Here is a 24432-nt window from a genome sequence, read left to right on the forward strand (position 1 = left end):
ATCGCAATATTTCAATATATGAAAACACTATGAACAAGGCATATACGAAATTAGCCACAAAGTCCTCCGCCTTCGTAATGACAACCACGCCAACCATGATCATTAAAAGGACAAGACATAATCCATAAAGAAGGGAAGCTTCCTAAATGGCAGGGCTGACATTTCTTCATGCCCAATCCAAGTGCTATGATAATAGATATAAAACGAAACTATCGGATGGAGTGAGTCACGTGGAGAACGGCACTGTCCTGCTGGTAGATGACGAGCAAGGCTTGTTAGATCTGCTGGCGTTTACTTTGCGAAATTTCGGGATTACAAATTTATTAACTGCAACGACGGCACAAGAAGCCCTGGACATCATCGCCTGTCATGATGTATCCCTGATTGTCTTGGATGTGATGCTGCCGGACGGGGATGGATTCGACGTATGCCGGCAGATCAGAACGATCACCGAAGCGCCTGTACTATTTTTGACCGCCAAGAATCAGGATATGCACAAGATTACCGGGTTTGAGCTGGGGGCGGACGACTACATCACAAAGCCGTTTAACCCGACCGAAGTGACGGCGAGAGTGAAGGTTCATTTGCGCAGAGTAGCCAAGCTTCAAACCATGTCCCGAGCCGTTTACGATTTTGGACATTTTAAACTGAACAAGCAAAGCGGGCAATTATTCGTTCAAGGGCAAGAAGTCTCCTGTGCGCCGATGGAATTTTTATTGCTCGCTTTCTTTTGCGAGCATCCCAATTTTATTTTTACGGTGAGCGAATTATATGAAAAAGTGTGGAAGCCCTATCAGGAGGGCGATGAAAAAACGGTGGTAATCCATATTTCAAGAATCCGAAAGAAGATTGAGCCCGATCCAAGACAACCGCAGTTTCTCCTCAATATGAAAGGGCTTGGCTATAAATTGGTTAAAAAAGCGAGGAATGTTCAATGACGATTGTTCGCCGCTCCATGCTGCTGTCCCTTGTATTTTTAATGGCTTCTGTATTGGTGATCTCCGTCGGCTTTGTGGCTATTACTGTTGTCATCATTCTCTTAATGGAATCTATCCCTGCGCTTCATCTAATTGATATAAACATTTACCATATACTAGTTATGGTTGGGATGCTAGGCCTATACATGTATACGGCCGGCTGGCTGATCGGCAAGCCGTCACTGGCTGTAGTAGGCTGGATGAAGGGTTTGTCCGAAGGGCAGTACGACTCCCGGTTTTATGGCGAACGTTATTCATTTCTTTGGAAGAATCAACATAAGATCAGGCTGATCTATGCCCCCTTCAAAGATATGATTATTCGTCTTCAGGAATTGACGGCCACGCTGGAGCACAACCGTCAGGAGCTTGAACAAGCCAACGAAGTAAAAGAACAATGGATTTCCGGTGTATCCCACGATATCAAAACCCCACTCTCTTACATCAAAGGATATCTGGATGTGATGGCTAGCCCGCAGGTTGAATTGGCCAAGGAGGAGGAAGAGCCGATTTTCCGATTGTTACTCCAGAAAGTTCAAGATATCGAGGGGTTGATCCAAACGTTTCAGTTCAAGCACGGAAAGACCCAGGCGCTGAAAGCAAGAAGCGACCTTGTCGGTTTCTTGAGGGAGCTGACGCTTGACGTGGCCAACAATCCCAAATCCGCTGCCTATCATTTCAGCTTTGAATCCCATGTCCCCGCCCTACCTTACTATTTTGATCCTAAGCTTCTAAAAAGAGCGGTGCAAAATATATTGATGAATGCGGTATTGCATAACCCTTCCGATACGAGCATCTCTGTCCGGGTGTTAGCAAATCAAAACGTACAAATCATTGTGACCGACAATGGTATTGGCATGCCCCCCGCAGTCGCTCAGCGCCTCCAACACAGCCATCCAGGTGAAATCCAGCACAAGAGTGAGGGAATCGGTCTGTACGTTGTGAAGGACTTAATCAAGGAGCATCAAGGAAAACTGGAAATCCACAGCGTCCCAAAACAAGGAACAATCGTCACGATCCTGCTCCCGCTTGATGCCGTGATGCCGTCAGGCAATTCGTTTACCTGACGTTTACTTTGTTCGCCTAACCTTTAAGGAGAATATAATCAGAGGTGAACAAAGAAAATGGCACAGTTTGTACTCGAAACAGACGCTTTATCCAAGCAATTTGGCGATCATCTTTCCGTGAACCGGATCGATTTGCAAATCCCTGAGGGTTCGGTTTACGGTTTTTTGGGACCTAACGGAGCCGGAAAATCGACAACGATCAAAATGCTGCTTGGATTGGTCCAGCCCGACGGGGGCACCATCACGATATTTGGCAAGCCTTTTCCAAAATCACGGATTGAAATTCTGAAGAGAATCGGATCGCTGGTTGAATCCCCGTCTTATTACGGTCATTTGTCGGGATATCAGAATATGAAAATCGCAGCCACCTTGCTGGGAGCCTCGGAGTCACGCATTGCGGAAACACTTGAATGGGTACGTTTAACGGATCAAGCCAGCAAAGCGGTCCGGAAATACTCGCTGGGCATGAAACAAAGACTCGCCATTGCGATGGCGATTCTCCATCATCCCAAATTATTGATCCTTGATGAGCCGACTAACGGCTTGGATCCTTCGGGGATACAGGAGATCCGCAGTTTGATTACCGCCATGCCCCAAATGTACGGCATGACCGTATTGGTGTCGAGCCATCTGTTGTATGAAATTGAACAGGTTGCAGATCATGTGGGAATCATCAATGAGGGAAAACTCATTTATCAAGGCACACTATCCAGCCTTAGAGAGCAAGGCGGAGATCAATCGCTGGAACAAATCTTTCTCAGCATGACCGGCATGGGGAGAAGCTTATGATCAAGCTAATTCGCACGGAATGGATGAAATTGAGAATGTTTTGTCTCGTTCTACCTGTCATCGCGGCCGTGCTACTACTAGGGGTGATGAGCGCATTCTGGTACATGAATTTTCGGGATTCGCCCGGCGGGGCATACGCCACGATGTCCGTGATGTACTTTTTTCTTTCTTTTACCCTCATGCTTAGTGTCACCTTGCTCGCCAGCGTCATGGCCTCTACAGAGCATGAAACAAAAGTCTGGAACCGGATGTGCACGATTCCTGTAGCGAAGCCAAAAGTTTACTTAAGTAAATGGATCGTCACGTGCCTGCTGCTGCTCATTGAAGTATTGCTGATTATCGCAGGCACGATCGTGCTTTGGAAGCTGTTATTCCATGAACCGGTGCCGTTCGAAATTATCATCAAACAGCCGCTTTATTGTTTTTTCGCCGTGTTTGCCTTTATCTCGATTCAAACATGGTTGTCCATCCTGTTTGCTAATCAATCGATTGCGATAGGAGCGGGAGCAGCCGGTTCCATGGCCAGTTTGTTTTTGGCACGATCGACGTTTCCCCTCCTCCATTACATGCCGTGGACATATCCCGCACTGTCCACTCCCCTCATCCCTGGACATGGGCGATGGGTATTTGCCGGCCTATCCGCCGGAGTCGTTTTATTGGCTGCGGGATGTTGGCATTTTAACAGGAAAGAATGGTAGGAGGAAAAAGAAGATGAAAAGACTACTTACCGCAGAATTCATAAAAATTCAATGGCGGCTGATCGCCGTTCTTATTTTCATCGCCCTGATTGCGGATATATCATTAGCTAGCAGCAATTGGGGCATGCTTTCCGCAGTTTACGAACCGAGTTGGCCGAATTACCTGATGTATATCATTAACCTGCATACCGCGTTTTTCTTCCCGTTGTTATCCGGAACCATAGCCGGTCTAATCTGCTTGTACGAGCATAGGTCGGGGGGATGGAAACAGCTGCTTGCCACCCCTTACTCCCGTTCCAGCATTTATTTGGCCAAATACGCCGTGTTGCTCTGCATGCTGGCGATAATACAGGTCCTATTCATGGCGGCGGAGATCGGCAGCGGCATGGTTGCCGGCGTTACAGGCAGCATCGATTGGACATTCCTAGTGAGCAGCGCCGTATTGGGCTGGATCGGCATCCTTCCATTGGCAGCCATCCAGTTATGGTTCTCCACCCGGTTTAAGAACTTCGGCATTGCCTTTAGTATTAATGTCGTCTGCGTCCTGCTCAACATCGTGTTCTCCGGTCTCCCTTCCGCGCTTGGCATGTGGTTTCCGTTCACTCTGCCGTTCTATACCATGATGCCGCAAGGCACCCCTTTCTCGCCGAGAGTTCAGGAATGGAGCTTATATGCGATGGTCGTCCTCAGCTTCGTCTTTTACTTCACACTAGGACAATCCATGTTCCGGAAGAAATCATTGGCGTCGTGACTGTCTGCATAAAAAATTAGGAAAGGAGTTCCTGCTTGGTTTGCAGGAACTCCTTTCCTAATGTAAACTTGATTATTTCCCTTCCCAATTAAAGCCGATCGCATTCAAGAATGCCCGCGCAAGAACCATATGACCTGCACCGTCAGGGTGAACACGGTCCCAGTTGAAGGACAGCTCGGCCAAATAGATGTCGCTGGCCACAGCATCAAACGCGGCCTGCGTGTCTACAAACACTGCATCATATTCCTCAGCAAGCTTCTTCACAATGACACCGCATTGGTCCATTAAGGATCGCATCCGGTCATTCTTGTTAGATTCCAGTAAATATGGCGTCATCAGAATAAGGCCCTTTAATGAAGGCTTAATATCTTCAATAAGCTTGCGAAGCCGGTTCTCGTAAGCCGTTAGTGACTGCTCCGCTTCAGGCTTGCCGATCTGCCGCCACACATCATTTGTACCGATCATGATGGACAGCCAGTCAGGCTTTAGATTCTTCACATCGGTCTCCCACCGCTCTTCAAGCTCAAGCGTCGTATCTCCGCCAACGCCTGTATTCAGCACCCGAATATGAAGCTGCGGATAAACCGCCTTAAGCAAGGCAAACACCTGGGACGCGTAACCGTTGCCCAGCCCCCCGCTCTCTCCAAACGGTCTGTCGCGGCCGCAATCCGTAATGGAATCTCCTGTGATCAGCAATGTGTCATTTAATTGTAGCTTCATGATTATATTCTCCTCTGCATAGTGATCCAACAGCATTTCTTAGCACAATTATATAACAAAAATCTAACTAACTTCTATAATCACTTTGAACCCTTTCTAAATATGTAGGCAGTTACACAACTTTTCTGTAATTAAAAACTAATGGTTACATTATAAAATCAATACTTGAAATCGCTCACAGAGTGAGTTATAAATAAAGCATGTTGTTATTATAACTTACTTAACAAGACAATAACAAAATATAACAAAATAATATTCTTACTAAAAAGGAGTCTGGTATATGCAAACAATATCCCTTGGCGGAGGCTGGACGCTGACGATTTCGCCCGAGCAATCGCCCATTGATGTGCTTGTGCCCGGATCTGTCTATCATGATCTGCTCCAAGCTGGACAAATAGAAGATCCATTCTATCGTGATCGTGAAGAACATGCCAAAGAGGTCATGAGACAGGATTATATCTATTCCCGCACTTTCGATATCAGCCATGAGCTTTATCAATTAGATCGTCTTGAGCTCGTCTGCGAGGGTCTGGATACGCTCAGCTCCATTTATGTGAATGGGCAAGCCATAGCTGAGACGAACAATATGCACCGGACTTATATTTTCGATGTGAAAGGCTATCTGCAGCCGGGGACCAACGAGATCTCCATCAAATTCAAGAACACTCTGGATTACATTGAGGACAAGCAAAGCAAAACGTTCCTGTGGGCACCGGAAATTTCGGTAAGCGGATTTCCGCATATTCGTAAAGCCCATTACAGCTACGGCTGGGACTGGGGGCCTCAGCTTCCAGACGCAGGAATCTGGCGCGATATTTATATTCGCGGCTATGAGCAGGCACGTCTAACCGACGTGTATATGACCCAACACCATCAGAAGGGGCTGGTTACACTCGATATCAAGACCGAATCCGAGCTTTGGGGCGAGGCTCCCTTCGAACTTAAGGCTCTCTTAACCAGTCCAGATGGCCAGGTGTTGACCGCTAAAGCCTCCATCATACAGAACTCGAATACCTTGCAGCTTCAGATTGAGAATCCCGAGCTCTGGTGGCCTAACGGCTATGGCGATCAACCGCTCTATCAGCTGCAGGTGCTTCTTCAGGCAGAAGGTAAGCTTCTGGACGAGCGGAACTATACCATTGGCCTTCGGACCCTGCGAGTAAAGCAGGAGCCTGATGAATGGGGAACCTCTTTTGCCTTTGAGGTGAACGGGGTTGCGATCTTTGCGATGGGTGCGAATTACATCCCGGAGGATAACCTCCTGCCCAGAACGTCTGCCGCCAAGACAGAGCAGCTTATCAAGGATTGCATTGAAGCTAACTTCAACTGCATCCGGGTATGGGGTGGCGGGTTTTACCCGGGTAACGATTTCTATGACCTGTGCGACCGCTACGGCCTGATCGTATGGCAGGATTTCATGTTCGCCTGCGCCGTCTATGAATTGACCGATGAATTCGCGGAGAATATCCGCCAGGAAGCTATTGATAACATGCTTCGCCTGCGGCATCATGCCTCTCTCGGTCTGTGGTGCGGCAACAATGAGATGGAAATGGCCTGGGAAACCTGGGACTTCCCTAAAGATGAGAAGCTTCGCCAGGACTATCTTCAACAGTTCGAGGTTCTCCTGGCAAAGACTGCAGCAGAGTATGACCCGAATACGTTCTATTGGGCTTCCTCCCCGTCCTCGGGCGGCGGATTCGACGATCCGAACGACCAGAACCGGGGCGATGTCCACTATTGGGATGTATGGCATGGCCTTAAGCCTTTTACAGACTATCGCCATTTCCATTTCCGCTTCTGCTCCGAGTTTGGTTTCCAGTCTTTTCCGAGCATGAAGACGATCGAAACCTACACACTTCCGGAAGACCGAAACATCTTCTCCTATGTCATGGAACGGCATCAGAAGAATGATGGCGCGAATGGCAAAATCCTGTATTACCTGGCTCAGAATTTTAAATATCCTAAAGATCTCGCCTCCCTCGTCTACGCTTCACAGCTGCTTCAAGCCGAAGCCATGAAGTATGGCGTGGAACATTGGAGAAGACACCGGGGACGGTGCATGGGATCCATCTACTGGCAACTGAACGACTGCTGGCCCGTTGCTTCCTGGTCCAGTATAGATTACTACGGGCGCTGGAAGGCGCTGCATTATTTCGCGAAGCGCTTCTATGCTCCAGTCCTCCTATCTGCCTGTGATGAAGGCGCGAAAGTGGAGCTGCATGTATCCAATGAGACCCTTCACAGCGTGAGCGGAACGGTAAGCTGGAAGCTCTGGAGCACAAAGGACGGACTACTACGTGAAGGATCTTCCGCAGCTGAAATAGCTGAGCTAAGCTCGGCAGCGGTTGTTGCCCTGGATTTCTCTGAGCTGCTGACAGCAGAGCAGCTTCGCTGCGCCTTCCTGGAGTACCGTTTTGAATCAGACGGACAAACGATCAGTGACGGGGTGCTGCTCTTCGCACCGCCGAAGCACTTTACCTTCCCTGTTCCGCAGTTTGTCACAGAGGTACAGGAAGAGGCTGACCATTTTACAATCAAGCTTGGTACAGATTCGCTGGCCAAATATGTAGAGGTAGAACTGAACGGACTTGACGGCCATTTGGATGATAATTACTTCGATCTGGCGCCCGGCCGTACAAAGATCCTTATCCTCGCCAAGTCTTCCCTGTCAGAGCAGCTCACTTTAGAGCAGCTTAAGAAAGCTATAACGGTGCGGAGCGCTGTAGATATCACTGATGTTTAATCCGATGAACATACAACATGATGGACTATATTTTTAATTAAGAGAGGTGCACCTATGAACTTTGCTAAAGAATATGTTGCCGGAATGACTTGGGGCTTCATGGGCATCCGCGGGACCTGGGCTACAGATCAAGCGAATCAATCGATGGAAATTATGGCTGAAACAACAGGTGTAAATTGGACCGCTATCGCCTTCTCGGCGATGCAGGCCACAGCTCATTCCACCGAAATCCCCTATTGGGAGGAACCTACCGTTACGGACGAGGAGGTTGTCTGGGCGATCCGCAAGGCCAAATCACTTGGCCTAAAGGTCTGCCTAAAGCCTATTGTGAACTGTACGGATGGGACGTGGCGGGCGCATATCAACTTTTTTGATAAAGATGTGCCCTGTGAGCCGAAGTGGGCCGACTGGTTCCGTTCATACACGAACTATATTCTGCACTATGCGGAAATCGCCGAACGAACGGGATGCGAGATGCTCTGCATCGGCTGTGAGATGGTTCAGACGGACCGGCGTGAGGCCGAGTGGCGGAAGTTGATCGCGGATGTCCGTGAAGTCTACAGCGGAATTGTGACCTATAACTGTGACAAATACCAGGAGGATAATGTAACGTGGTGGGATGCGGTAGATGTTATTTCTTCAAGCGGTTATTACCCTATTCATGATTGGGAAGCCCAGCTGAACCGAATTGAACCGGTAGTCAAGGCATTCAACAAGCCCTTCTTCTTCATGGAAGCAGGATGTATGAGCCGGACCGGCTCTGCCCAAATCCCGAACGACTGGAACCTTCCGGGAGAAGTGAATCAGAAGGAGCAGGCCGACTGGTACCATGCGATGTTCGCAGCCTGTGACAAGCGCGACTGGGTTCAAGGTTTTATGCTCTGGGACTGGAAAGCCGAGCTGTATGCGCCGGAGATGGCAGCCACCAATGATGATTACTGCACTTATAACAAAGAGGCCGAATCGGTCATTAAAGACTATTACACTTCTAAGACCATATCTATATAAAATGTTGAAGGGAGCACAAAAAAATGAGTCAAGCAGCTGCTTTAAAACCGCGTTTGGAACAAGAACTAAAGGAGAATATTCTAGGCTTCTGGATGAAGCATACGATTGATAAGAAAAACGGAGGCTTCCTCGGCGAAATCGATCATGCGATGAATGTTCATCCCGAGGCTGAGAAGAGCTTGGTGCTGAATGCCCGTATCCTGTGGACGTTCAGCACAGCTTACCGGATGTATAAACAGGAAGACTATCTCAAGATGGCAGAGCGCGCCTATGACTATCTCACCACTCATTTTGTGGACAATGAGCATGGCGGGCTGTACTGGATGGTTGATGCGCTAGGCAACCCTTCACAGGACAAAAAGCAAATTTACGGCCAATCTTTTGCGATCTATGCCTTGTCTGAGTACTATCGCGCCGCAGGCCATCAAGAAGCGCTGGAGCTCGCCAAAGAGCTCTTCCACATTCTTGAGAAGCACGGTTACGATCCGGTTCATAAAGGCTACATTGAAGCCTTGGCTCGCGACTGGAAGCCTACGGATAACCTGAGCCTCAGCGACAAGGATTTGAACGAAGCCAAATCCATGAACACCCATCTTCACGTTCTGGAAGGCTACACCAACCTATACCGCGTGTGGAAGGACGAAGAGCTGCGCAGCAAACTGAGCGAACTGATTGAGGTCACCCTGGACCATATCGTTGACCCCAAGACCGCTCACTTCTTCCTGTTCTTTGACGAGGAATGGAATGTGAAATCCGATGATATTTCTTACGGTCATGACATCGAGGGCAGCTGGCTGCTGTTCGAGGCAGCAGAAGTGCTTGGGAATGATCAGTTGCTGGCACGTACCCGGGAAGTTGCTATTGCCATGGCAGAGGCCACTTATAATGAAGGTGTAGACAGCGACGGCGGGCTGCTTAATGAGGCTAACGCTGAGGGTCTGACAGATACCAATAAAGACTGGTGGCCGCAAGCCGAAGCGGTTGTCGGCTTCTACAACGCCTATCAAATGACAGGGGAGGAGAAGTTCGCTGAAGCGGCCGTCAGATCTTGGAACTTCATCGAAGAGTTCATCATCGATAAGAAGCATGGGGAGTGGTACTGGAGCGTTAACCGTGAGGGTGTGCCCCAGCTGCACGAAATGAAGGTTAGCGCCTGGAAGTGTCCTTATCATAACAGCCGTGCCTGCTTCGAAATGATCGAGCGTCTTAGCAAGTCCGAAGCCTAAGACAAGACATATCAAAGAGCCAGCCTACCGGTTCCGAAAGGCTGGCTCTCTTCATATATTCCTATTTCCGCAGCAGCCTAGCTTCAGAATCGATCCTGCGAACATGGCTAACTTACCCTCTAGCCCTCGGTTCAGCTACCGAATCCCGGTATACAATATCTGCCGAGATCAGCACCTTCTCCAGCGGATCATGAGGATTGGCAATACGATTCAGCAGCTTCTCTACGGCTCGCTTGCCCAGCATCTCCTTAGGCACATGGATCGTTGTCAGCGGAGGCGTCCCCCGGTAAGCATCCTCGATGTTGTCAAAGCCGGTAACCGAAATTTCCTGAGGTACGGAAATGTCTAGCGATTGCAGCGCACTGCAAACGGTGAGCCCAATGGAGTCGTTCGCACATACGATGGCTGTCGGCAGCTTGTCCATTTTTTTACGCTTGGCGAACCAGCTCTTGATTTCCTCCCAATATTCTCCACGGTCGATTCCAAATAGGGACAGCATCGGGTCGTCCAGCGCCGGAGTCTCCAGCGAGTTCTCCTCAAGGGCACTTCGAAAGCCGATCCACCGATCCCGGAAGCTGCGGGAAAAACGAAAATCACCCATAAAATGCAGCCGTTCATGTCCAAGTCCAATCAAATGCTTGGTCAGTCGTGTGATGCTGTCTACATTGTTAGCGAACACTGTGTCAGTAGGGATAAGTGCATCTTCATGATCGACAAGCACCATTGGCAGTCCAATGCGGTGAACCTCAAGCAGCAGAGAGGTGGAAATTTCCCCTACACCAATCATACCCAAGATGCCGGAAGGGTTCAGCACATTCGCAAAATTATCCATCCGCTGCTCCGAGATAATCACCATCCCCAGTCCTTCGGCCTCTAAAGTCTGGGAAATTCCCTCCAGAATCTTACCCCAGTAGAGAGAATCCTTCGTCTGAAACCGTATATTGGGCATTAGCACAATGACAGACTGCTTGCTGCGATCTGACAGGGAGGCCGGAGCCGTGGGTTTTATATTTTTGACATAAGCGTTCTTCTGCGCAAAATATCCCAGCTGGGAAGCAGCCTCAATTACCCGCTCCTTGGTCGTCTCATTTACTCCGCCTTTACCGGAAAGGGCTTTGGAGACCACAAACTTGGAGACGCCTAAATAGTCTGCGATCTGCTGCATGGTCACTTTTTTGGCCATCGTCGCTACCTCCGCTCTTACTTGTTATCGTCGTCTCTCACTCATTAATAACCCGTTCAAATTTGATATATAAGTTTCATTATTATTCTAACTACATTATAACAAAAATAATAAAGTTCGGGAATGAGGAACTGAATATTAGGTTTTTTCGCACAAAAAAATAAACGACGGGCCTTTGACGAAAGTCCCATCGTTATTTCAAGCGAACATGATTTGATGAAATAAGAACTGTAGATTCTTGCTCTAGCTTGCCTACTTCAGAGCCACGAAGAAAAGACGCTCCGTCTTCTCATCCGCTTCCCTCCATGAAAAGTCGGCGTAACAGTACACCTCATGGAAACCTGCGCGAAGCAGCTCGCTGCGCAGCCATTCCGGCTCATAAGCACGCTGAACATGTGTTTCTTCAAAACGACGGTACAGCGGCCCTTCCTTCTCCTGCGCAAAAATGGAAAGATGGTGCTCGATCTCACAGCGAAGCGAATCAAAATCACAGGTCCATATATAGGAGATCGATTTCTCGTCCCATACGAACGGCTGCTCCTCATCGTAACGGCGAAGGGTATTCGGATGGTGAACATCGAACAGAAAGCTCCCGCCCGGCTTAAGTCCAGCATAGGTCCGGTTGAACACCGCTGTAATGTCCTCTTCCTCCAGCAAATAATTCAGACAATCGCAGAATGAAATAACCGAATCTACAGGTTCCGGCACTTCCCAGCTCCGCATATCCTGCTGCACCCATCTTACGCTCCCGCTTTTGAACAGCCTCGCTCCGTTCGGCGAAGACTCCATCTTCTGCCTGGCCACGGCCAACATGTCACCAGACAGGTCGATCCCCGTCATCTCAAAGCCTGCATTGATCAGCGGAATCGTAATGGCTCCCGTCCCGCACCCTAGATCGACCACCGATTTCGGCATATCGTACTTCTCCCAAGCGGTACGTGCGAAGCGCAGCCACTCGGGATAAGGCATATCCTCCATCAACTCATCGTATACATAAGCAAATTTCCGGTAAGACAGCATGATGCCACCACGCTTTCTATTTCAGACCTATTTCCGATCAGATTCCGGTTCACGGCCCTTCAGATAGGTCCAGCTTTCTTTTTGCGTAATCTTGCCTTCCTTCATCAGCTTGCCAAGTGCCCGCTTGAATGCCGCTTTACTGATGTCAAAGCGCTGCTTGATAACTTCAGGCGGCGTTGCATCCGAATAAGGCATTGAGCCGCTAGGACGCTCTTCCAGATACGCCAAGATCCGATCCGCATCCTCATTGCGTCCAATCTCCTTGCGCGGAGCCAACGACAGATTCACCCGTCCGTCCTCGCGAATATGGGCTACGCGAACTCTGATCCGTTCACCCAGACGAAGAAGCCGGTTGCGTTCGGAAGCATGAATCATCCCGATCGCCCCGAATCCAAGCACCCCGCCTTCTACAAGTACAAAAGTGCCCATTTGCAGCGGTTTGTAGACAATCGCCTCATGCCATTCATTCATCCAGGTTGTGGGCGCGTGAAAGGCTTTGACCGCCAGGTCCTGTTCTCCAGCCAGCTTAGCCTTCAGCCGTCCCTGCTTGTCATGCTCCATGATGACGAAGACCTGATCACCGACCCGCGGGTGCAGCTCCTTGTATTCGGGAAGCTCCCGAATTGGAAGCAGCAGCTGGCGTCCAAGGCCCATCTCCAGGAAGCAGCCGAGGCGTGGGTGAACATCGGCCACTTCCAGCAGCGCCATCTCGCCTAGCGTCAAGTAAGGCTTCTTCATCGTCGCAGCAAGCCTGTCTTCCGTATCAAAATACAAAAATACGTCTATTACCTCGCCCGGCTTCACCTCACGGGTTAATTCCGTATAGTGAAGCAGGATATCTTGTCCGCCTTCGGTGCGAAGAAAATAGCCGAATGGCGAAACCTCCCGGTCAATCGGGAGAGTGACTATTGTTCCTGCAATCATAGAGTCTCCACCACTTTGGCATCAGACCACAGGCGTTCGATATTATAATATTCACGCTCATCCCGATGGAACACATGCACGACAACGTCGCCCAAGTCCATCAGTACCCAACGTGCCGAGTCAAGGCCTTCAATGCCGCGAATGTTCGCGCCTGCCTCTTGTGCCTGCTTGCGGATTTCAGACGCAATCGCCTGCACCTGCGTATCGGAATTACCGTGGCAGATGACAAAATAATCCGCAATGAGTGAGATGTTCTGGAGATCCAGCGCAACAATGTTCATAGCTTTCTTATCCTCGGCGGCTGAAACCGCGATGTTTAACAGTTCGTTTGGTGTTACCGTCATCGGTTACCTCCTAAAAGTTTTGCGAAGCATACGCTTCACTGGGTTATTTCGCAGCAAAACTGCTTCGTAAGCATACGCTTAGTTTTGCGAAGCATCTGCTTCACTGAGTTATTTCGCAGCAAAACTGCTTCGTAAGCATACGCCTAGTTTTGCGAAGCATCTGCTTCACTGAGTTATTTCGCAGCAAAAACTACACTTAAGCACTATCGTCTAGCAGCCTTCAACTGGCGAATCAGATCATTACGGGAAAGGACCGTTAAGGGAAAGATCGCTTTTCCTTTTTCCAGCAAAAAGGAAATCGTCGAGTCAAAGCCTGCAATCAGGCCTTCCTCCAGGCTATTCTCTCCAAGCTCCCGGATTCTCTCGACTCCCGGAAAATCACGTCCAGGCTCTGTATAATCCGCAAGACACACGATTTTGTCCAGCAAGGTCATTCCTTCTCGGCCCGAGGTATGGTAACGGATGGCATCCAGTACCTCCTGGTCAAGCACTCCATAGTCCCGTTTCGCGACAAATGCGCCTACTTCGGCATGGAGCAGCTGCTTATCATGCTCAAGGAGCTCCTGATTCAACCCGTTCTCCCGAATGATCTCTTCTTGCCGATCAATGGGCCAATACTTCGCCACATCATGCAAAAGCGCCGCCAAGTCGGCTTTTTCGGGATCGGCCCCGTATTTTAATGCTAAATGAACGGATGTGGCCATGACCCCTTCAGTATGCTTCCAGCGCTTCTCCGGCATTTGACCGGATACGGCTTTAATCAACTCTTCACGGGTGTATTCCATAAATTCCGCTCCTCATCATATAGTCATATACAGGTTCCGGAACCATATACCTGATTGACCGTCCCTGCCGCAATCTTGCGCGGATCAAGCTGGAGGAGATGTCCACGAGCGGCATATCGGCCAGAAGCACGGCAGATTGAACCGCCTCCGGCAGTGTATCCAGCTCAAGCATGCTTCCCGGTCGCTGCAGTCCGATAAAAGTCAGCAGGCGGACAAGCTCCTCAATTCCTTCCCACTTGGGCAGGTAATTCACCATATCTGCACCGATAATAAAATAAAAATCGAGCTCCGGATGTAATCCGCGAAGCTCTCGGATCGTATCGATCGTATAAGAAATGCCCCCGCGCACAAGCTCAATATCTAGCGGTTTAAAGGCAGGATGGCTTTCAATAGCGGCTTTGACCATGTCCATCCGTTGCTGCCCGCTCACGCCAGCCTTCTCCTTGTGAGGCGGAAGATGGGAGGGCATAAACCATACCTCTTCCAGCTTGTATTGATCCCTTGCCGCCTCAGCGGCCAGCAGGTGTCCACAGTGAATCGGATCAAAGGCACCGCCCATAATTCCGACTTTTCGCTTTGTCACCGGCACATCCTCCCTATCATTACTTCGGCAGCTCGATCTGCTTATACTCTCGGGACTCTTTGTACAGTACGATGGTTCTTCCGATGGTCTGTACCAGCTCAGCACCGGAACCCTCAGCAAGCTCGGCCGCAATATCCTTCGGATCGTCCAGGCAGTTGTTCAGCACAGAAATCTTAATTAATTCACGTCGTTCCAGCGCCTCTTCAATATGGCGGATAACCCCTTCGTTGGTGCCGCCCTTTCCTACTTGGAAGATCGGATCCAGATGATGCGCCATCGCGCGCAAAAATCGTTTTTGTTTGCCTGTTAGCATGTGTACTCATTACTCCTATTCTTATTCAAAAATCATTCCTGGCCGTCAAGCTGCTCCAATACGGCATTTCGCATCGCCGGAATGGGAGCCGGCTGTCCGGTCCAATACTCAAAGGCGTAAGCCCCTTGGTAAACAAACATTCCCAAGCCGCTGTGAATACGACAGCCGCGAAGCTCAGCTTCACGCAGCAGCCTGGTCTTAAGCGGGTTATAGATCAAGTCGCTGACAACGGTGCCACCAGGCAGCAAAGACGTATCCAGCGGACTTTCTTCAATTCTAGGTGACATCCCGACAGAAGTGGTATTAATGACCACATCCGCCTGGGGAACCCATTCACTCAGTTCCTCAAGAGAGCAGGCCTCCAGGCTGCCGAGTTTCTGCCACTCTTCACACAGCTTCGAGGCCGTCTCTTTCGTTCGGTTGGCTACAATTACTGTCCTTGGACCCTCGGTAAGAAGTGCGTGAATAACCCCACGGGCAGCGCCACCGGCTCCAAGCACGACTACTGTCTTGCCAGAGAGCTCTGGCACTGCTTCTTCTTTAAGCGACCGAATATATCCGATACCATCTGTATTATAACCCGTTAGACGACCATTATTGTTAACGATTGTATTGACTGCACCTACTGCAGCCGCTGCCGGATCAATCTCGTCCAAAAAGGCCATAACCTTGACTTTATGCGGAACGGTTACGTTCACTCCCCGAAACCCTAGTGTTCTTATGGAGAGAATAGCTTCTCCCAGCTGATCTGCTGTAATGTGAAGCCGAACGTAATCCCCTGGAATTCCGGTCTGACGCAGGGCTGCCTGATGCATAACGGGCGACTTCGAATGCGCAATCGGATCGCCCATCACACCGAGCAGCATAGAACCGGAACTGCTCACAGGTACTGCTAAGTTACTCATTTCGCTTCTCTCCTTCCGTACGGCTGGCGTGAGCGCTGACTGCCTCAGCAACCAGCCTCCTAAGCCCTCATCATCAAGGAGGACTAGATCAGCGAAGTTCGCACAAGCGTTTTTACCCCTTTAGGAATATGAAGTGCAACAACTGCACCTTCCTCGCTGTTTATTTTCACCCATCCCAGTCCTGAGACGAACACATCTGAGCGTGTCCCTTTTTGAATTCTAAATTCATGTCTCGTCCATTCCGGCAGCTTAGCCAGATTCTCAGGATTCGGAGGAGACAAAAGTTCTCCTGCATGATTAGCAAACAGCTCATCTGCACGTTCCAGCTTGGTGCGATGGATCGGAACACGGCCGCTCACGAAGCAGGTGAAAGACTGGTGCCCTTTTCCCTGAATAAAATCAAATCGACCAAAGCTTCCGAAGAACAGCGTCTGTCCCTCATTAAGTTGGTAGACGGTCGGCTTGAGCGGCTTGTCTGGCATAAGAACCCCCAAGTCTTGTGCTCCTACCAGCTCCGTGTATCTGGAAGGATACATAATTCCCGGCGTATCGACGATATAATGACCGTCATCAAGCGGGATGTTGACCATATCCAGTGTAGTTCCTGGGTAGCGGGATGTGGTGAGCTCTTGGTCCAGGTCGCTGTAATCGCGAATCAGACGATTAATCAGCGTAGATTTGCCTACATTCGTAGCACCAACCACATATACGTCACGATTCCCCCGGTGCAGATCAACAGCTTCCAGCAGACGGTCAAAGCCCTGATTCTGCTTGGCACTGCAAAGCACTATATCCGCAACCTTCAAGCCAAGGTCCTTGGCTTCCTTCTGTACCCAGTTGCGGATTTTGTTCCAGTTGCTGACTTTAGGCAGCAAGTCTGTCTTGTTGACGGCCAGCAGCACAGGATTGCTGCCCACAAATCGCTGCAGGCCTCCAATCACGCTGCCCTGAAAATCAAAAATGTCGACGATGTGAATAATCAGCGCGTTTTTTGTGCCGATCTCACTTAACAGACGCAAAAATTCATCCTGGTCAGGAGTAACTGACGAGGATTCATTATAATTCTTAATGCGAAAGCAGCGCTGGCAGATGATAGGTTCCCTCTCCAGCGCCTTCTCCGGAACATAGCCCGGCTTTCCTGTATCTACCGTCTGCAGCTGAATTCCACAGCCGCTGCAGTGCGGAAGGGCAGGAGCCCCGTTATTCTGTTTCATTGATCTGAATCCTCCTCAATCCATAATCCCACTTTCTTCAGCCGCCGCTTTACAACTCTCTCCAGCCGCCGATTAAACCGCGTCCCGAAGCCTTCATCCATAATAGAAATCGGAAGCACCAGAATGGTATACAGGCCAAGCCGATTGCCTCCGTACACATCTGTCATCATCTGGTCCCCAATCACCACCGTCTCCTCCGGCTTCAGATCCATCATCTTAATGGCTTTTCTGAAAGGGCTGTTGGAAGGCTTCTTCGCCTTATGAACGAACTCAATATCTAACGGGGTCGCAAACGCAGACACCCTGTCCAAATTATTGTTGGATACGATAATAAGTTTAAAACCATAACGCTTTACATTTTCGAACCATGCTGCGAGCTCTGGTGTAGCAAGCGGATCTTTGGCACCAACCAGCGTATTATCCAGGTCGGTTATAATTCCCCGATATCCCTTCATATATAGCTCTTCCAAATTGATGTCAAACACCGAATTTACCCGCAGTTTGGGCATGAATATTTCCAGCAATCGTGTCACCTCGGTTTCATACGACAAACTATACCATAATCTTGATATATAGTAAAAAGAAAACCGCCCCAGGCAAAGCCTTCCGGGGCGATTCAAGCTTAACGCTTGACCTGTTTATTTTTGATCAGCCTCCGAAGCTGTCTTGTGAGCAGCTGTGTTCTGCGCCATTCCTCGTCCGCTACTTCGAGCGGACTATACCGTGCCTTCTCGAACTGCTGAAGCAGCAGGCCAAGCTGACCGGCGATCTCAGGCTCATCCTGCTGCCAGCGGACAACTGTCTCCCTAAGGGTCTCATGTTCAAGCCGTTTGTATCCGCGGCGCTTCATAAGACCGATCCAGCTCCGCGACTCCGCGATAACCTTCTCGCCTGGAGTAAGTTCACGCCCTCGGCGCAGACGCAGCACTGTAAAATATAGAGCGGTGCGATACTTCCACAGCATATATGCTGCCCATACGACAATAACGCCAACCGCACCCCAAACCATCCAAGTATAATTCGTCGTCTCTTTCTCGATTTGAGGTTCCGGCGCAGGCTTGCTCTCTTCCTCTTCCACCTCAGGCTGCTCTTCTACCGCCGGCTCCTCTTCTTGCTCCTCTGCTACGACTGGAGCAACAAATCCAGGTGTCGCTTCAAAGGTAATCCACCCGTATTCTTCCCCAAAATAAATTTCAGCCCAAGAGTGTGCGTCAGAATTCGTCACCGTATAGGTAGCTGCTTCGGGCTTGACTCCTTGAGAGGCTGTGCGCTCCATTAGGTTGGTGTCAGCAATCTGGCCTGGAGCGTAGCCCTTCACCCAGCGGGCCGGCATTCCAACGGAACGGGCCATTGTAACCATTGCAGTAGAGAAGTAGTCGCAATACCCTTCTTTGACATCGAAAAGAAAACCTTCTACAAAATCTTTGCTCACTCTTTTAGATTCATCGGGAGTGTTGGTATAGCCATAATTAAGCTGGAGGTAATTGCGCAAAAGCTCCATTTTGGCATAGGGCGTCGCTCCAGAAGCTGTAATCTCTTCAGCGAGAGTTGTGACCCGCTGGGGGTAATTGGCAGGCAGCTGCAAATAGGCTTTCATGTCCGGGCCATCTGCGCCGAACAAATCCGTGTAGCTTTGCTGCTCCAACTTGCTCACCGGAATGACCGGAACTTCTGAGGTGACGGAATACGACTGAGGATATTTATCGCTTCCCCGAGCATTCGATCTATACCCGTCCCACTTCAGCTCAGCATCTTTCTGATTCCATAATAGATTAGGGACGAACCCCGCAGCGCTCTGATCCGTAATCTGGATGTTCTTAATGGCATAGGCTCCAAACATAACAGGATATTTACGCGATGAGAGCATCGTGATGTTTTGGGTAATGGTTACGCTCGGCAGCGCTGTGCTGCCTTGGTTGAACAAATCCTCTTGCTCTCCTACTCTGTTGAACTGCCGGCTTCGTTCAGTACTAATCCAGCCCTCTCCCGTATAGAATTCCCTCGTCTCACCACGCCAATATGCGCGCTGCGTAGAGGTCACCGACATCACCGGAGTGCTGTCGTAATTAAACCCGCCGCCAAGCTCGCTGTCATCCCGGCTGTAACCAGAGGATGAACGGACGGTCTCGCTAAGGGTTCCATCCGACTTGTCCGAGGAAGCTTGTCCGCTGCCCGTTTCCTTCCAGCTCTCCCATAAAGAATACGGATCAGTCAGGATTGGGGATACCGCAGGCATACTGACCCCGATCAATAGGACACAAGCGAAAATCACCGCAATATTAAGCCCAATCTTCAGTGGATGACGCCTCACATGTCTAAAGCCCTGGGGATGCCTTAATTGAAATCGGCGGAAATGACTGCAGACAAGCCAAGCCATACCTGCAAATACCGTCCACGCCGTCTCTACCCATAAGCGGTATGGTGTAAAGGAGTCAAGTATACCAAACGCGATAATATTCAAGCCTGCAAAGAAAAGAATTGTATACCTGCCTGTTACAACACGAAGGGCCAGCTCAAACAGAGCCCATGCCGCTACCGCGAACCATACGTAAGGCACTAAGTTAGAAGTAAATTGCTGAACCTGATCAGGGAATACAGGGCCATATGGCTGGTATACCCCGTATTTCACAAGCACCCAACGATGTATGGCTATAACTCCGATAAATTTCAATATCCATTTATAAAGACCTTTGAAAGGGAGCGCCTCAATCACGGCCACCGTTAACAGTGTAAAAGTAACCAGCTTTGATGTCTCCTCATACCAAACCTCATCTGTAAAAGACAGCCACTGATAAGCAATGACAAGCAGCCATATTATACTTATCACATAATACCAGCTGTAACTAAAGCGCGATGTTTTATCCATAACGGAGACCTCCCATTGCCGAAGGCAGTTCTTGAAGAGAAGGTACATAGACACCGCGGAGCCCATGCTGAAGAAGTATAGTCTGCCACTTCCCTGACTTCTCACCCGAATGCAGAGGGTCGCCGATCTCCACATGATAAGGCGTCATTTGGCGCACTCTAGCCCAGACCAGTAAGTCCAGGATCTCCTCATCGGCTTCTGGGCTGACAAAGACAAAAAACATACCCGAGGTGAAGAAATCGCTTCTAAGTTCCAGCCTGGCTTTTGCATTCCCGTAGCCGTCCGCATCCAAGTCCACTAAATGGTTCAGCATCCGTTGACGATCCATATAACCGGCTTGGGGCATAAACGCTTGAAACTTGTCCCCCAAAGTACAGAGCCCCATGCTCATTCTCTCACGAGCTCCATATTCCAATAACGAGGCTGTCGTGGAGATGGCCAGTTCAAATTGCGCATCAGAAACATAACTGGATTTCCGTCCATCCAGAACCAGAACTGTTTTTGGCATCGATTCATGCTCAAATTCCTTGGACTTCCATGTTCCCGTCTTAGCGGTTGCATTCCAATGGATTCTCGAAATTCGGTCTCCATAGACATAATCCCGGACTCCGTTAATCTGTGTAGTTTCCCGACGCGACAACGATACCGCCGTCTCCGTACCCGCTCGCTGTGAATTCCGGTCAAACAGCTGCCAGTGCGGGATAAATATCATTCTAGGCAGCACTCTAAATTCTCCGGGAATGCGGCTAACCCGCTTTTGCTCCAGTAGACCAAAAATATCCTCTGATATGATCTCCGTATTCTCGAAAGCATATCTGCCCCTCTCCAGAGGTGGGGTCTGAAATTTTATTTCGCCGCCGCCGCGCAGCTTTGTAAGCACACTCTCCTCGAACGACCAGGATTCACCGTTGTGGCGCTTTAACACCTCGCGGACTACAAAGAAGGAGGCAGGCATCAATCCGGAAAGCCCAACCTTCAGACGGATATGAAGCTGATCTCCAGCCTGCAATGCCCCGCGGTCCACCTCATGCGAGAAGGTCCGAGAACCCCTGATCTTTTGAAACCTTCCTAGACTTAGAAGCACCCAATACACAATCAGCAAGGAGACCATGACAAACAGCATAATGGAGGTCTTTCCTCCCTGAAACAATACATATAACAGACAAGAAACCCACACGAAAGCAAACGCCAAAAATTTACGCGACCCCTTTTTATCCTTTTTACCTAGACTCAAACCACGCATGTTCTCAGCGCCCCACCGATACAGGCACAGCCACCTGTCTTAATATATTTTGCAGAACTGTTGCGGCGTGCAGATTGTCTAATCTTGCCTCAGGACGAAGCAGGATGCGATGCCCCAGCACATAAGGTGCTAACTCCTTGATATCATCGGGAAGCACATAGTCCCTTTCTTGCAGAAAAGCATAGGCTTTGGCCGCAGTCATAAATGCCAGTGAAGCGCGAGGACTTGCTCCTAGCATCACGGCACCATGCTCCCGCGTTGCCCGGACAACTTCCAGTAGATAGTCGGCAACCGTATCATGAATGTGAACCGTCCGAATCTCCCTTTGAATCTCGGCGATTTGTGCCATATCCGTAACGGGCTGTAATTGATCCACGGGCTGGCCCGCCTGATGGGATAGCAGCATCGATTTCTCAGTGGATGCGTCCGGGTACCCCATCGAAATTTTGAACATAAAGCGATCCAGCTGAGCTTCTGGCAGCATGTAGGTTCCTTCGAAATCAATCGGATTCTGGGTAGCACAAAGCATAAACGGATGCGGCAGCGGGTATGTTGCCCCATCCACGGTCACATTCCGTTCTTCCATAACCTCTAATAGAGCGGACTGGGTCTTGGTCGTAGCCCGGTTGATTTCATCTGCAAGCAGAATATTTGTCATTACCGGGCCTGGACGAAACACAAATCGTTCCTCATGGGGATGAAAAACAGATACACCTGTAATATCACTCGGCAGAATATCCGGGTTACACTGAATACGCCGGTAATCGCCGTTCATAGATTTAGCTAAAGCCTTGATCAACTGGGTCTTCCCGGTCCCTGGAACATCTTCAATCAGGACATGGCCGCCTGCCAGCAGTGCGGTAAGCAGCAATCTAATTTCAAATGATTTTCCAAGAATGCAGGATTCCAGGTTATTTTTAACTGCGGATATAACGGCAATAGATTCGCGAGTAGCGGGCATGTCGGTATCCTCCTTAGTATGATAACTTCAAATAAATGAATTTTTTTCAAATATAAAATGATGACTATCTTTCATTGTACATGAAAAAGGAAGAAGAAGTATATTAGACACTCTACTAAAAAGAAATGTAAAAGCTCCAAAACACCGTAAAACAAACCAAAATCCCCCTTTCCAACAGATCGGAAAGAGGGATGAGAAAATTATTTTATACTGATAATTAGCCCCTGGGACGGACCGCTAGTGCCGCCAAGAAGGAGAAGATTATCGCAGAGGAAATCCCGGCGCTCGTCACATCAAAGATTCCGGTAATGACGCCTATCCAGCCATCCCGATGAAGTTCAGTAAGTGCCCCGTGGACCAAGGAGTTGCCAAAGCTCGTAATGGGAACCGAGGCGCCAGCACCGGCAAATTTAACAAGCGGGTCATACCAGCCCAAACCGTCCAATATGGCTCCAATAACAACAAGCGTGCTCATTGTATGAGCCGGAGTCAGCTTGACTACATCAAACATCAGCTGGCCCACTACGCAAATTAAGCCTCCTATAATAAACGCCCATAGAAAAATCATGAGCCTGTCCCCTCCTTCTCGATGGCTACCGCATGGGCAATACACGGAATCGTCTCTCCCTGCTGATAAGACAGGGGTGACAGTAAAGCCCCTGTTGCCACGACTAAAATGCGGTTTAGCTCACCTTTGCGGACTTTGTTCAGGATGTGGCTGTAAGTGACGACCGCTGAGCAGCCGCAGCCACTGCCTCCAGCGAGCACAAAGGGCTGCTTCTTCATATCATAGATCATCAATCCACAATCTTTAAATTCGGTCTGTTCCATATTTATACCGCTTTGTTTCAGCAGATCCTTAACGATCGAGTGCCCAAACGTAGCCAGGTCTCCAGTTACGATCAAATCATAATCAGCTGGCGTGCGGCCCGTATCCTTAAGATGTGTGACAATAGTGTCCGCAGCAGCAGGAGCCATGGCGGTGCCCATGTCGAACGGATTCTTGACACCGAGGTCCTGTATTTTGCCAATTGTAGCGTGAGTGACACGCGGGCCGCTTCCTTTGGCAGCCACAACGGCACAGCCTGAGCCCGTCACCGTATACTGCGCGGTAGGAGGCTTCTGAGAGCCATATTCCGTTGGATATCTAAATTGCTTCTCCACCGTACAATTATGACTGGCTGTTCCGGCCAGCACATGCTGTGCTCCCCCCGAATCCACAATCATGGAAGCCACCGCCAGGCTCTCCATAGATGTAGAACAGGCCCCGAACACTCCCAGATAAGGAACACCAAGCTGGCGTGCGGCAAAGGAAGCACTGATAATTTGATTCATCAGGTCGCCGCCGATGAAGAATTGCAGCTGCTCTCTGTTAATGCCTGCATTAATCAGCGCAAGTGAGCTGGCCTGCTCCAGCAGCTTTCGCTCAGCCTTCTCCCAGGTGGATTCATCAATCTCCAGATTGTCATAGATATAATCAAATTCTTCAGCTAACGGACCCTGTCCCTCTTCAGGCCCCACAACCGAGGAGGACCCGATGATGACAGGCTTATTCTTAAACTCCCAGGTTTGCGAACCAATTAGCATAGTTAATGGCCCCCTTGAATGCCGAATATGGCATAGATGACACCAATGATAAAGGCTGCCACCACGCCAAATACGATGACGGAACCGGCAAGCTTAAACATATTAGCCCCTACACCAAGTACAATGCCTTCCGAACGGCTCTCAATCGCCGAGGAGCACATCGAGTTGGCAAAACCCGTTACAGGGACGGCCGAGCCGGCGCCCGCCCATTGAGCAATCTTGTCATAAACACCAAAACAGGTCAGGATCACAGAGATGATAATCAATACAGCGACCGTGGGGCTGCTCGCTTCCTGATTCGTCATTTTGAACACGGCTTTGAAAAATTCCTGGATGGCCTGTCCAAGCACACAGATTAAACCTCCAACCACAAACGCCCGCAAGCAATTCATGAAAATATTTGGCTTAGGGCCATGCTTCTTCGATATTTGTTTATACTCCTTCTCGTTCAGCGACAATGAATTCAGCCGGAGCCCCGAGCCGGATTTACTATTTGTTGCCAACGTTTTGCCCTCCTCTTTTTTTGCT

The 24432-nt window shown here is 49.5% G+C and carries 25 protein-coding genes; 8 read left to right on the top strand and 17 right to left on the bottom strand.

Going from position 1 to position 24432, the window contains the following annotated elements:
* Positions 1–230: 230 nt before the first annotated feature.
* From DCC85_RS15295 to DCC85_RS15315, 5 genes are read left to right on the top strand one after another with little or no spacing between them, the layout of a single operon-like run.
* Positions 231–938: a response regulator transcription factor gene (locus DCC85_RS15295; protein WP_108467901.1), complete on the top strand. Its 708-nt coding sequence runs from the start codon at positions 231–233 to the stop codon at positions 936–938.
* On the top strand, positions 935–2041 hold the full coding sequence (locus DCC85_RS15300) for a sensor histidine kinase (protein ID WP_108466376.1): 1107 nt from the start codon (positions 935–937) through the stop codon (positions 2039–2041). The genes DCC85_RS15295 and DCC85_RS15300 overlap by 4 nt, the downstream gene beginning before the upstream one ends.
* A gap of 57 nt (positions 2042–2098) precedes the next feature.
* Entirely contained in the window at positions 2099–2830 is a 732-nt protein-coding gene (locus DCC85_RS15305; RefSeq protein WP_108466377.1) for an ABC transporter ATP-binding protein, read from the top strand.
* Positions 2827–3528, top strand: a complete 702-nt coding sequence (locus DCC85_RS15310; RefSeq protein WP_108466378.1) for an ABC transporter permease — start codon at positions 2827–2829, stop codon at positions 3526–3528. The genes DCC85_RS15305 and DCC85_RS15310 overlap by 4 nt, the downstream gene beginning before the upstream one ends.
* Before the next feature lie 13 nt (positions 3529–3541).
* Complete coding sequence (locus DCC85_RS15315; protein WP_159081895.1) at positions 3542–4279, top strand: ABC transporter permease; 738 nt, start codon at positions 3542–3544, stop codon at positions 4277–4279.
* A gap of 72 nt (positions 4280–4351) precedes the next feature.
* Here the strand turns inward: DCC85_RS15315 and DCC85_RS15320 are convergent, their stop codons facing one another.
* Positions 4352–4999 (bottom strand): SGNH/GDSL hydrolase family protein, encoded by a 648-nt coding sequence (locus tag DCC85_RS15320; RefSeq protein WP_108466379.1) that lies wholly within the window; start codon positions 4997–4999, stop codon positions 4352–4354.
* A 280-nt stretch (positions 5000–5279) separates the two neighbouring features.
* On the opposite strand from DCC85_RS15320, the gene DCC85_RS15325 reads away from it, so the two are divergent.
* The 3 genes from DCC85_RS15325 to DCC85_RS15335 are packed head-to-tail and all read left to right on the top strand — an operon-like array spanning position 5280 to position 9976.
* Positions 5280–7742 (top strand): beta-mannosidase, encoded by a 2463-nt coding sequence (locus DCC85_RS15325; protein WP_108466380.1) that lies wholly within the window; start codon positions 5280–5282, stop codon positions 7740–7742.
* 54 nt (positions 7743–7796) lie between these two features.
* A complete protein-coding gene (locus DCC85_RS15330; RefSeq protein WP_108466381.1) occupies positions 7797–8750 on the top strand; it encodes a glycoside hydrolase family 113 in 954 nt (317 codons plus the stop codon).
* Between the two features lie 23 nt (positions 8751–8773).
* Positions 8774–9976 (top strand): AGE family epimerase/isomerase, encoded by a 1203-nt coding sequence (locus DCC85_RS15335; RefSeq protein WP_108466382.1) that lies wholly within the window; start codon positions 8774–8776, stop codon positions 9974–9976.
* 112 nt (positions 9977–10088) lie between these two features.
* Here DCC85_RS15335 and DCC85_RS15340 read toward each other — a convergent pair whose 3' ends face one another.
* The 16 genes from DCC85_RS15340 to spoVAC form a co-directional block, all read right to left on the bottom strand.
* Positions 10089–11159: a LacI family DNA-binding transcriptional regulator gene (locus tag DCC85_RS15340; protein ID WP_108466383.1), complete on the bottom strand. Its 1071-nt coding sequence runs from the start codon at positions 11157–11159 to the stop codon at positions 10089–10091.
* A 252-nt stretch (positions 11160–11411) separates the two neighbouring features.
* Positions 11412–12179 carry a class I SAM-dependent DNA methyltransferase gene (locus tag DCC85_RS15345; protein WP_108466384.1) on the bottom strand — a complete coding sequence of 256 codons (768 nt, stop codon included), beginning with the start codon at positions 12177–12179 and terminating at the stop codon, positions 11412–11414.
* A gap of 27 nt (positions 12180–12206) precedes the next feature.
* Positions 12207–13103 carry a CvfB family protein gene (locus DCC85_RS15350; RefSeq protein ID WP_108466385.1) on the bottom strand — a complete coding sequence of 299 codons (897 nt, stop codon included), beginning with the start codon at positions 13101–13103 and terminating at the stop codon, positions 12207–12209.
* A complete protein-coding gene (rsfS, locus tag DCC85_RS15355; RefSeq protein ID WP_108466386.1) occupies positions 13100–13447 on the bottom strand; it encodes a ribosome silencing factor in 348 nt (115 codons plus the stop codon). The genes DCC85_RS15350 and rsfS overlap by 4 nt, the downstream gene beginning before the upstream one ends.
* 203 nt (positions 13448–13650) lie before the next feature.
* Positions 13651–14232, bottom strand: a complete 582-nt coding sequence (gene yqeK, locus DCC85_RS15360; RefSeq protein ID WP_108466387.1) for a bis(5'-nucleosyl)-tetraphosphatase (symmetrical) YqeK — start codon at positions 14230–14232, stop codon at positions 13651–13653.
* A complete protein-coding gene (locus DCC85_RS15365; RefSeq protein ID WP_108467903.1) occupies positions 14216–14791 on the bottom strand; it encodes a nicotinate-nucleotide adenylyltransferase in 576 nt (191 codons plus the stop codon). The genes yqeK and DCC85_RS15365 overlap by 17 nt, the downstream gene beginning before the upstream one ends.
* Positions 14792–14834: 43 nt before the next feature.
* Positions 14835–15128 (bottom strand): ribosome assembly RNA-binding protein YhbY, encoded by a 294-nt coding sequence (gene yhbY, locus DCC85_RS15370; RefSeq protein ID WP_108466388.1) that lies wholly within the window; start codon positions 15126–15128, stop codon positions 14835–14837.
* A 32-nt stretch (positions 15129–15160) separates the two neighbouring features.
* Positions 15161–16033 (bottom strand): shikimate dehydrogenase, encoded by an 873-nt coding sequence (gene aroE, locus DCC85_RS15375; RefSeq protein ID WP_108466389.1) that lies wholly within the window; start codon positions 16031–16033, stop codon positions 15161–15163.
* An 83-nt stretch (positions 16034–16116) separates the two neighbouring features.
* On the bottom strand, positions 16117–17247 hold the full coding sequence (gene yqeH, locus DCC85_RS15380) for a ribosome biogenesis GTPase YqeH (protein ID WP_108466390.1): 1131 nt from the start codon (positions 17245–17247) through the stop codon (positions 16117–16119).
* A complete protein-coding gene (locus DCC85_RS15385; RefSeq protein ID WP_108466391.1) occupies positions 17244–17771 on the bottom strand; it encodes a YqeG family HAD IIIA-type phosphatase in 528 nt (175 codons plus the stop codon). Before DCC85_RS15385 ends, yqeH begins: the two co-directional genes overlap by 4 nt.
* Before the next feature lie 98 nt (positions 17772–17869).
* Complete coding sequence (locus DCC85_RS15390; RefSeq protein ID WP_108466392.1) at positions 17870–20113, bottom strand: transglutaminase TgpA family protein; 2244 nt, start codon at positions 20111–20113, stop codon at positions 17870–17872.
* Positions 20106–21236, bottom strand: a complete 1131-nt coding sequence (locus tag DCC85_RS15395) for a DUF58 domain-containing protein (RefSeq protein ID WP_234414196.1) — start codon at positions 21234–21236, stop codon at positions 20106–20108. The genes DCC85_RS15390 and DCC85_RS15395 overlap by 8 nt, the downstream gene beginning before the upstream one ends.
* A 124-nt stretch (positions 21237–21360) precedes the next feature.
* On the bottom strand, positions 21361–22317 hold the full coding sequence (locus DCC85_RS15400) for an AAA family ATPase (protein WP_108466394.1): 957 nt from the start codon (positions 22315–22317) through the stop codon (positions 21361–21363).
* 217 nt (positions 22318–22534) lie between these two features.
* Positions 22535–22885, bottom strand: a complete 351-nt coding sequence (gene spoVAE, locus DCC85_RS15405) for a stage V sporulation protein AE (RefSeq protein WP_108466395.1) — start codon at positions 22883–22885, stop codon at positions 22535–22537.
* On the bottom strand, positions 22882–23904 hold the full coding sequence (gene spoVAD, locus DCC85_RS15410; protein ID WP_108466396.1) for a stage V sporulation protein AD: 1023 nt from the start codon (positions 23902–23904) through the stop codon (positions 22882–22884). The genes spoVAE and spoVAD overlap by 4 nt, the downstream gene beginning before the upstream one ends.
* A gap of 2 nt (positions 23905–23906) precedes the next feature.
* Positions 23907–24407 carry a stage V sporulation protein AC gene (spoVAC, locus tag DCC85_RS15415; RefSeq protein WP_108466397.1) on the bottom strand — a complete coding sequence of 167 codons (501 nt, stop codon included), beginning with the start codon at positions 24405–24407 and terminating at the stop codon, positions 23907–23909.
* Positions 24408–24432: the final 25 nt, after the last annotated feature.

The organism is Paenibacillus sp. CAA11 (assembly GCF_003060825.1).
Classification (GTDB): domain Bacteria; phylum Bacillota; class Bacilli; order Paenibacillales; family Paenibacillaceae; genus Fontibacillus.

Coding starts and splice junctions, on each gene's coding strand:
- DCC85_RS15300 (WP_108466376.1), top strand. CDS start 935: ATGACGATTGTTCGCCGCTCCATGCTGCTGTCCCTTGTATTTTTAATG.
- DCC85_RS15305 (WP_108466377.1), top strand. CDS start 2,099: ATGGCACAGTTTGTACTCGAAACAGACGCTTTATCCAAGCAATTTGGC.
- DCC85_RS15310 (WP_108466378.1), top strand. CDS start 2,827: ATGATCAAGCTAATTCGCACGGAATGGATGAAATTGAGAATGTTTTGT.
- DCC85_RS15315 (WP_159081895.1), top strand. CDS start 3,542: ATGAAAAGACTACTTACCGCAGAATTCATAAAAATTCAATGGCGGCTG.
- DCC85_RS15320 (WP_108466379.1), bottom strand. CDS start 4,999: ATGAAGCTACAATTAAATGACACATTGCTGATCACAGGAGATTCCATT.
- DCC85_RS15325 (WP_108466380.1), top strand. CDS start 5,280: ATGCAAACAATATCCCTTGGCGGAGGCTGGACGCTGACGATTTCGCCC.
- DCC85_RS15330 (WP_108466381.1), top strand. CDS start 7,797: ATGAACTTTGCTAAAGAATATGTTGCCGGAATGACTTGGGGCTTCATG.
- DCC85_RS15335 (WP_108466382.1), top strand. CDS start 8,774: ATGAGTCAAGCAGCTGCTTTAAAACCGCGTTTGGAACAAGAACTAAAG.
- DCC85_RS15340 (WP_108466383.1), bottom strand. CDS start 11,159: ATGGCCAAAAAAGTGACCATGCAGCAGATCGCAGACTATTTAGGCGTC.
- DCC85_RS15345 (WP_108466384.1), bottom strand. CDS start 12,179: ATGCTGTCTTACCGGAAATTTGCTTATGTATACGATGAGTTGATGGAG.
- DCC85_RS15350 (WP_108466385.1), bottom strand. CDS start 13,103: ATGATTGCAGGAACAATAGTCACTCTCCCGATTGACCGGGAGGTTTCG.
- rsfS (WP_108466386.1), bottom strand. CDS start 13,447: ATGACGGTAACACCAAACGAACTGTTAAACATCGCGGTTTCAGCCGCC.
- yqeK (WP_108466387.1), bottom strand. CDS start 14,232: ATGGAATACACCCGTGAAGAGTTGATTAAAGCCGTATCCGGTCAAATG.
- DCC85_RS15365 (WP_108467903.1), bottom strand. CDS start 14,791: ATGGGCGGTGCCTTTGATCCGATTCACTGTGGACACCTGCTGGCCGCT.
- yhbY (WP_108466388.1), bottom strand. CDS start 15,128: ATGCTAACAGGCAAACAAAAACGATTTTTGCGCGCGATGGCGCATCAT.
- aroE (WP_108466389.1), bottom strand. CDS start 16,033: ATGAGTAACTTAGCAGTACCTGTGAGCAGTTCCGGTTCTATGCTGCTC.
- yqeH (WP_108466390.1), bottom strand. CDS start 17,247: ATGAAACAGAATAACGGGGCTCCTGCCCTTCCGCACTGCAGCGGCTGT.
- DCC85_RS15390 (WP_108466392.1), bottom strand. CDS start 20,113: ATGGATAAAACATCGCGCTTTAGTTACAGCTGGTATTATGTGATAAGT.
- DCC85_RS15395 (WP_234414196.1), bottom strand. CDS start 21,236: ATGCTGTTTGTCATGGTCTCCTTGCTGATTGTGTATTGGGTGCTTCTA.
- DCC85_RS15400 (WP_108466394.1), bottom strand. CDS start 22,317: ATGCCCGCTACTCGCGAATCTATTGCCGTTATATCCGCAGTTAAAAAT.
- spoVAE (WP_108466395.1), bottom strand. CDS start 22,885: ATGATTTTTCTATGGGCGTTTATTATAGGAGGCTTAATTTGCGTAGTG.
- spoVAD (WP_108466396.1), bottom strand. CDS start 23,904: ATGCTAATTGGTTCGCAAACCTGGGAGTTTAAGAATAAGCCTGTCATC.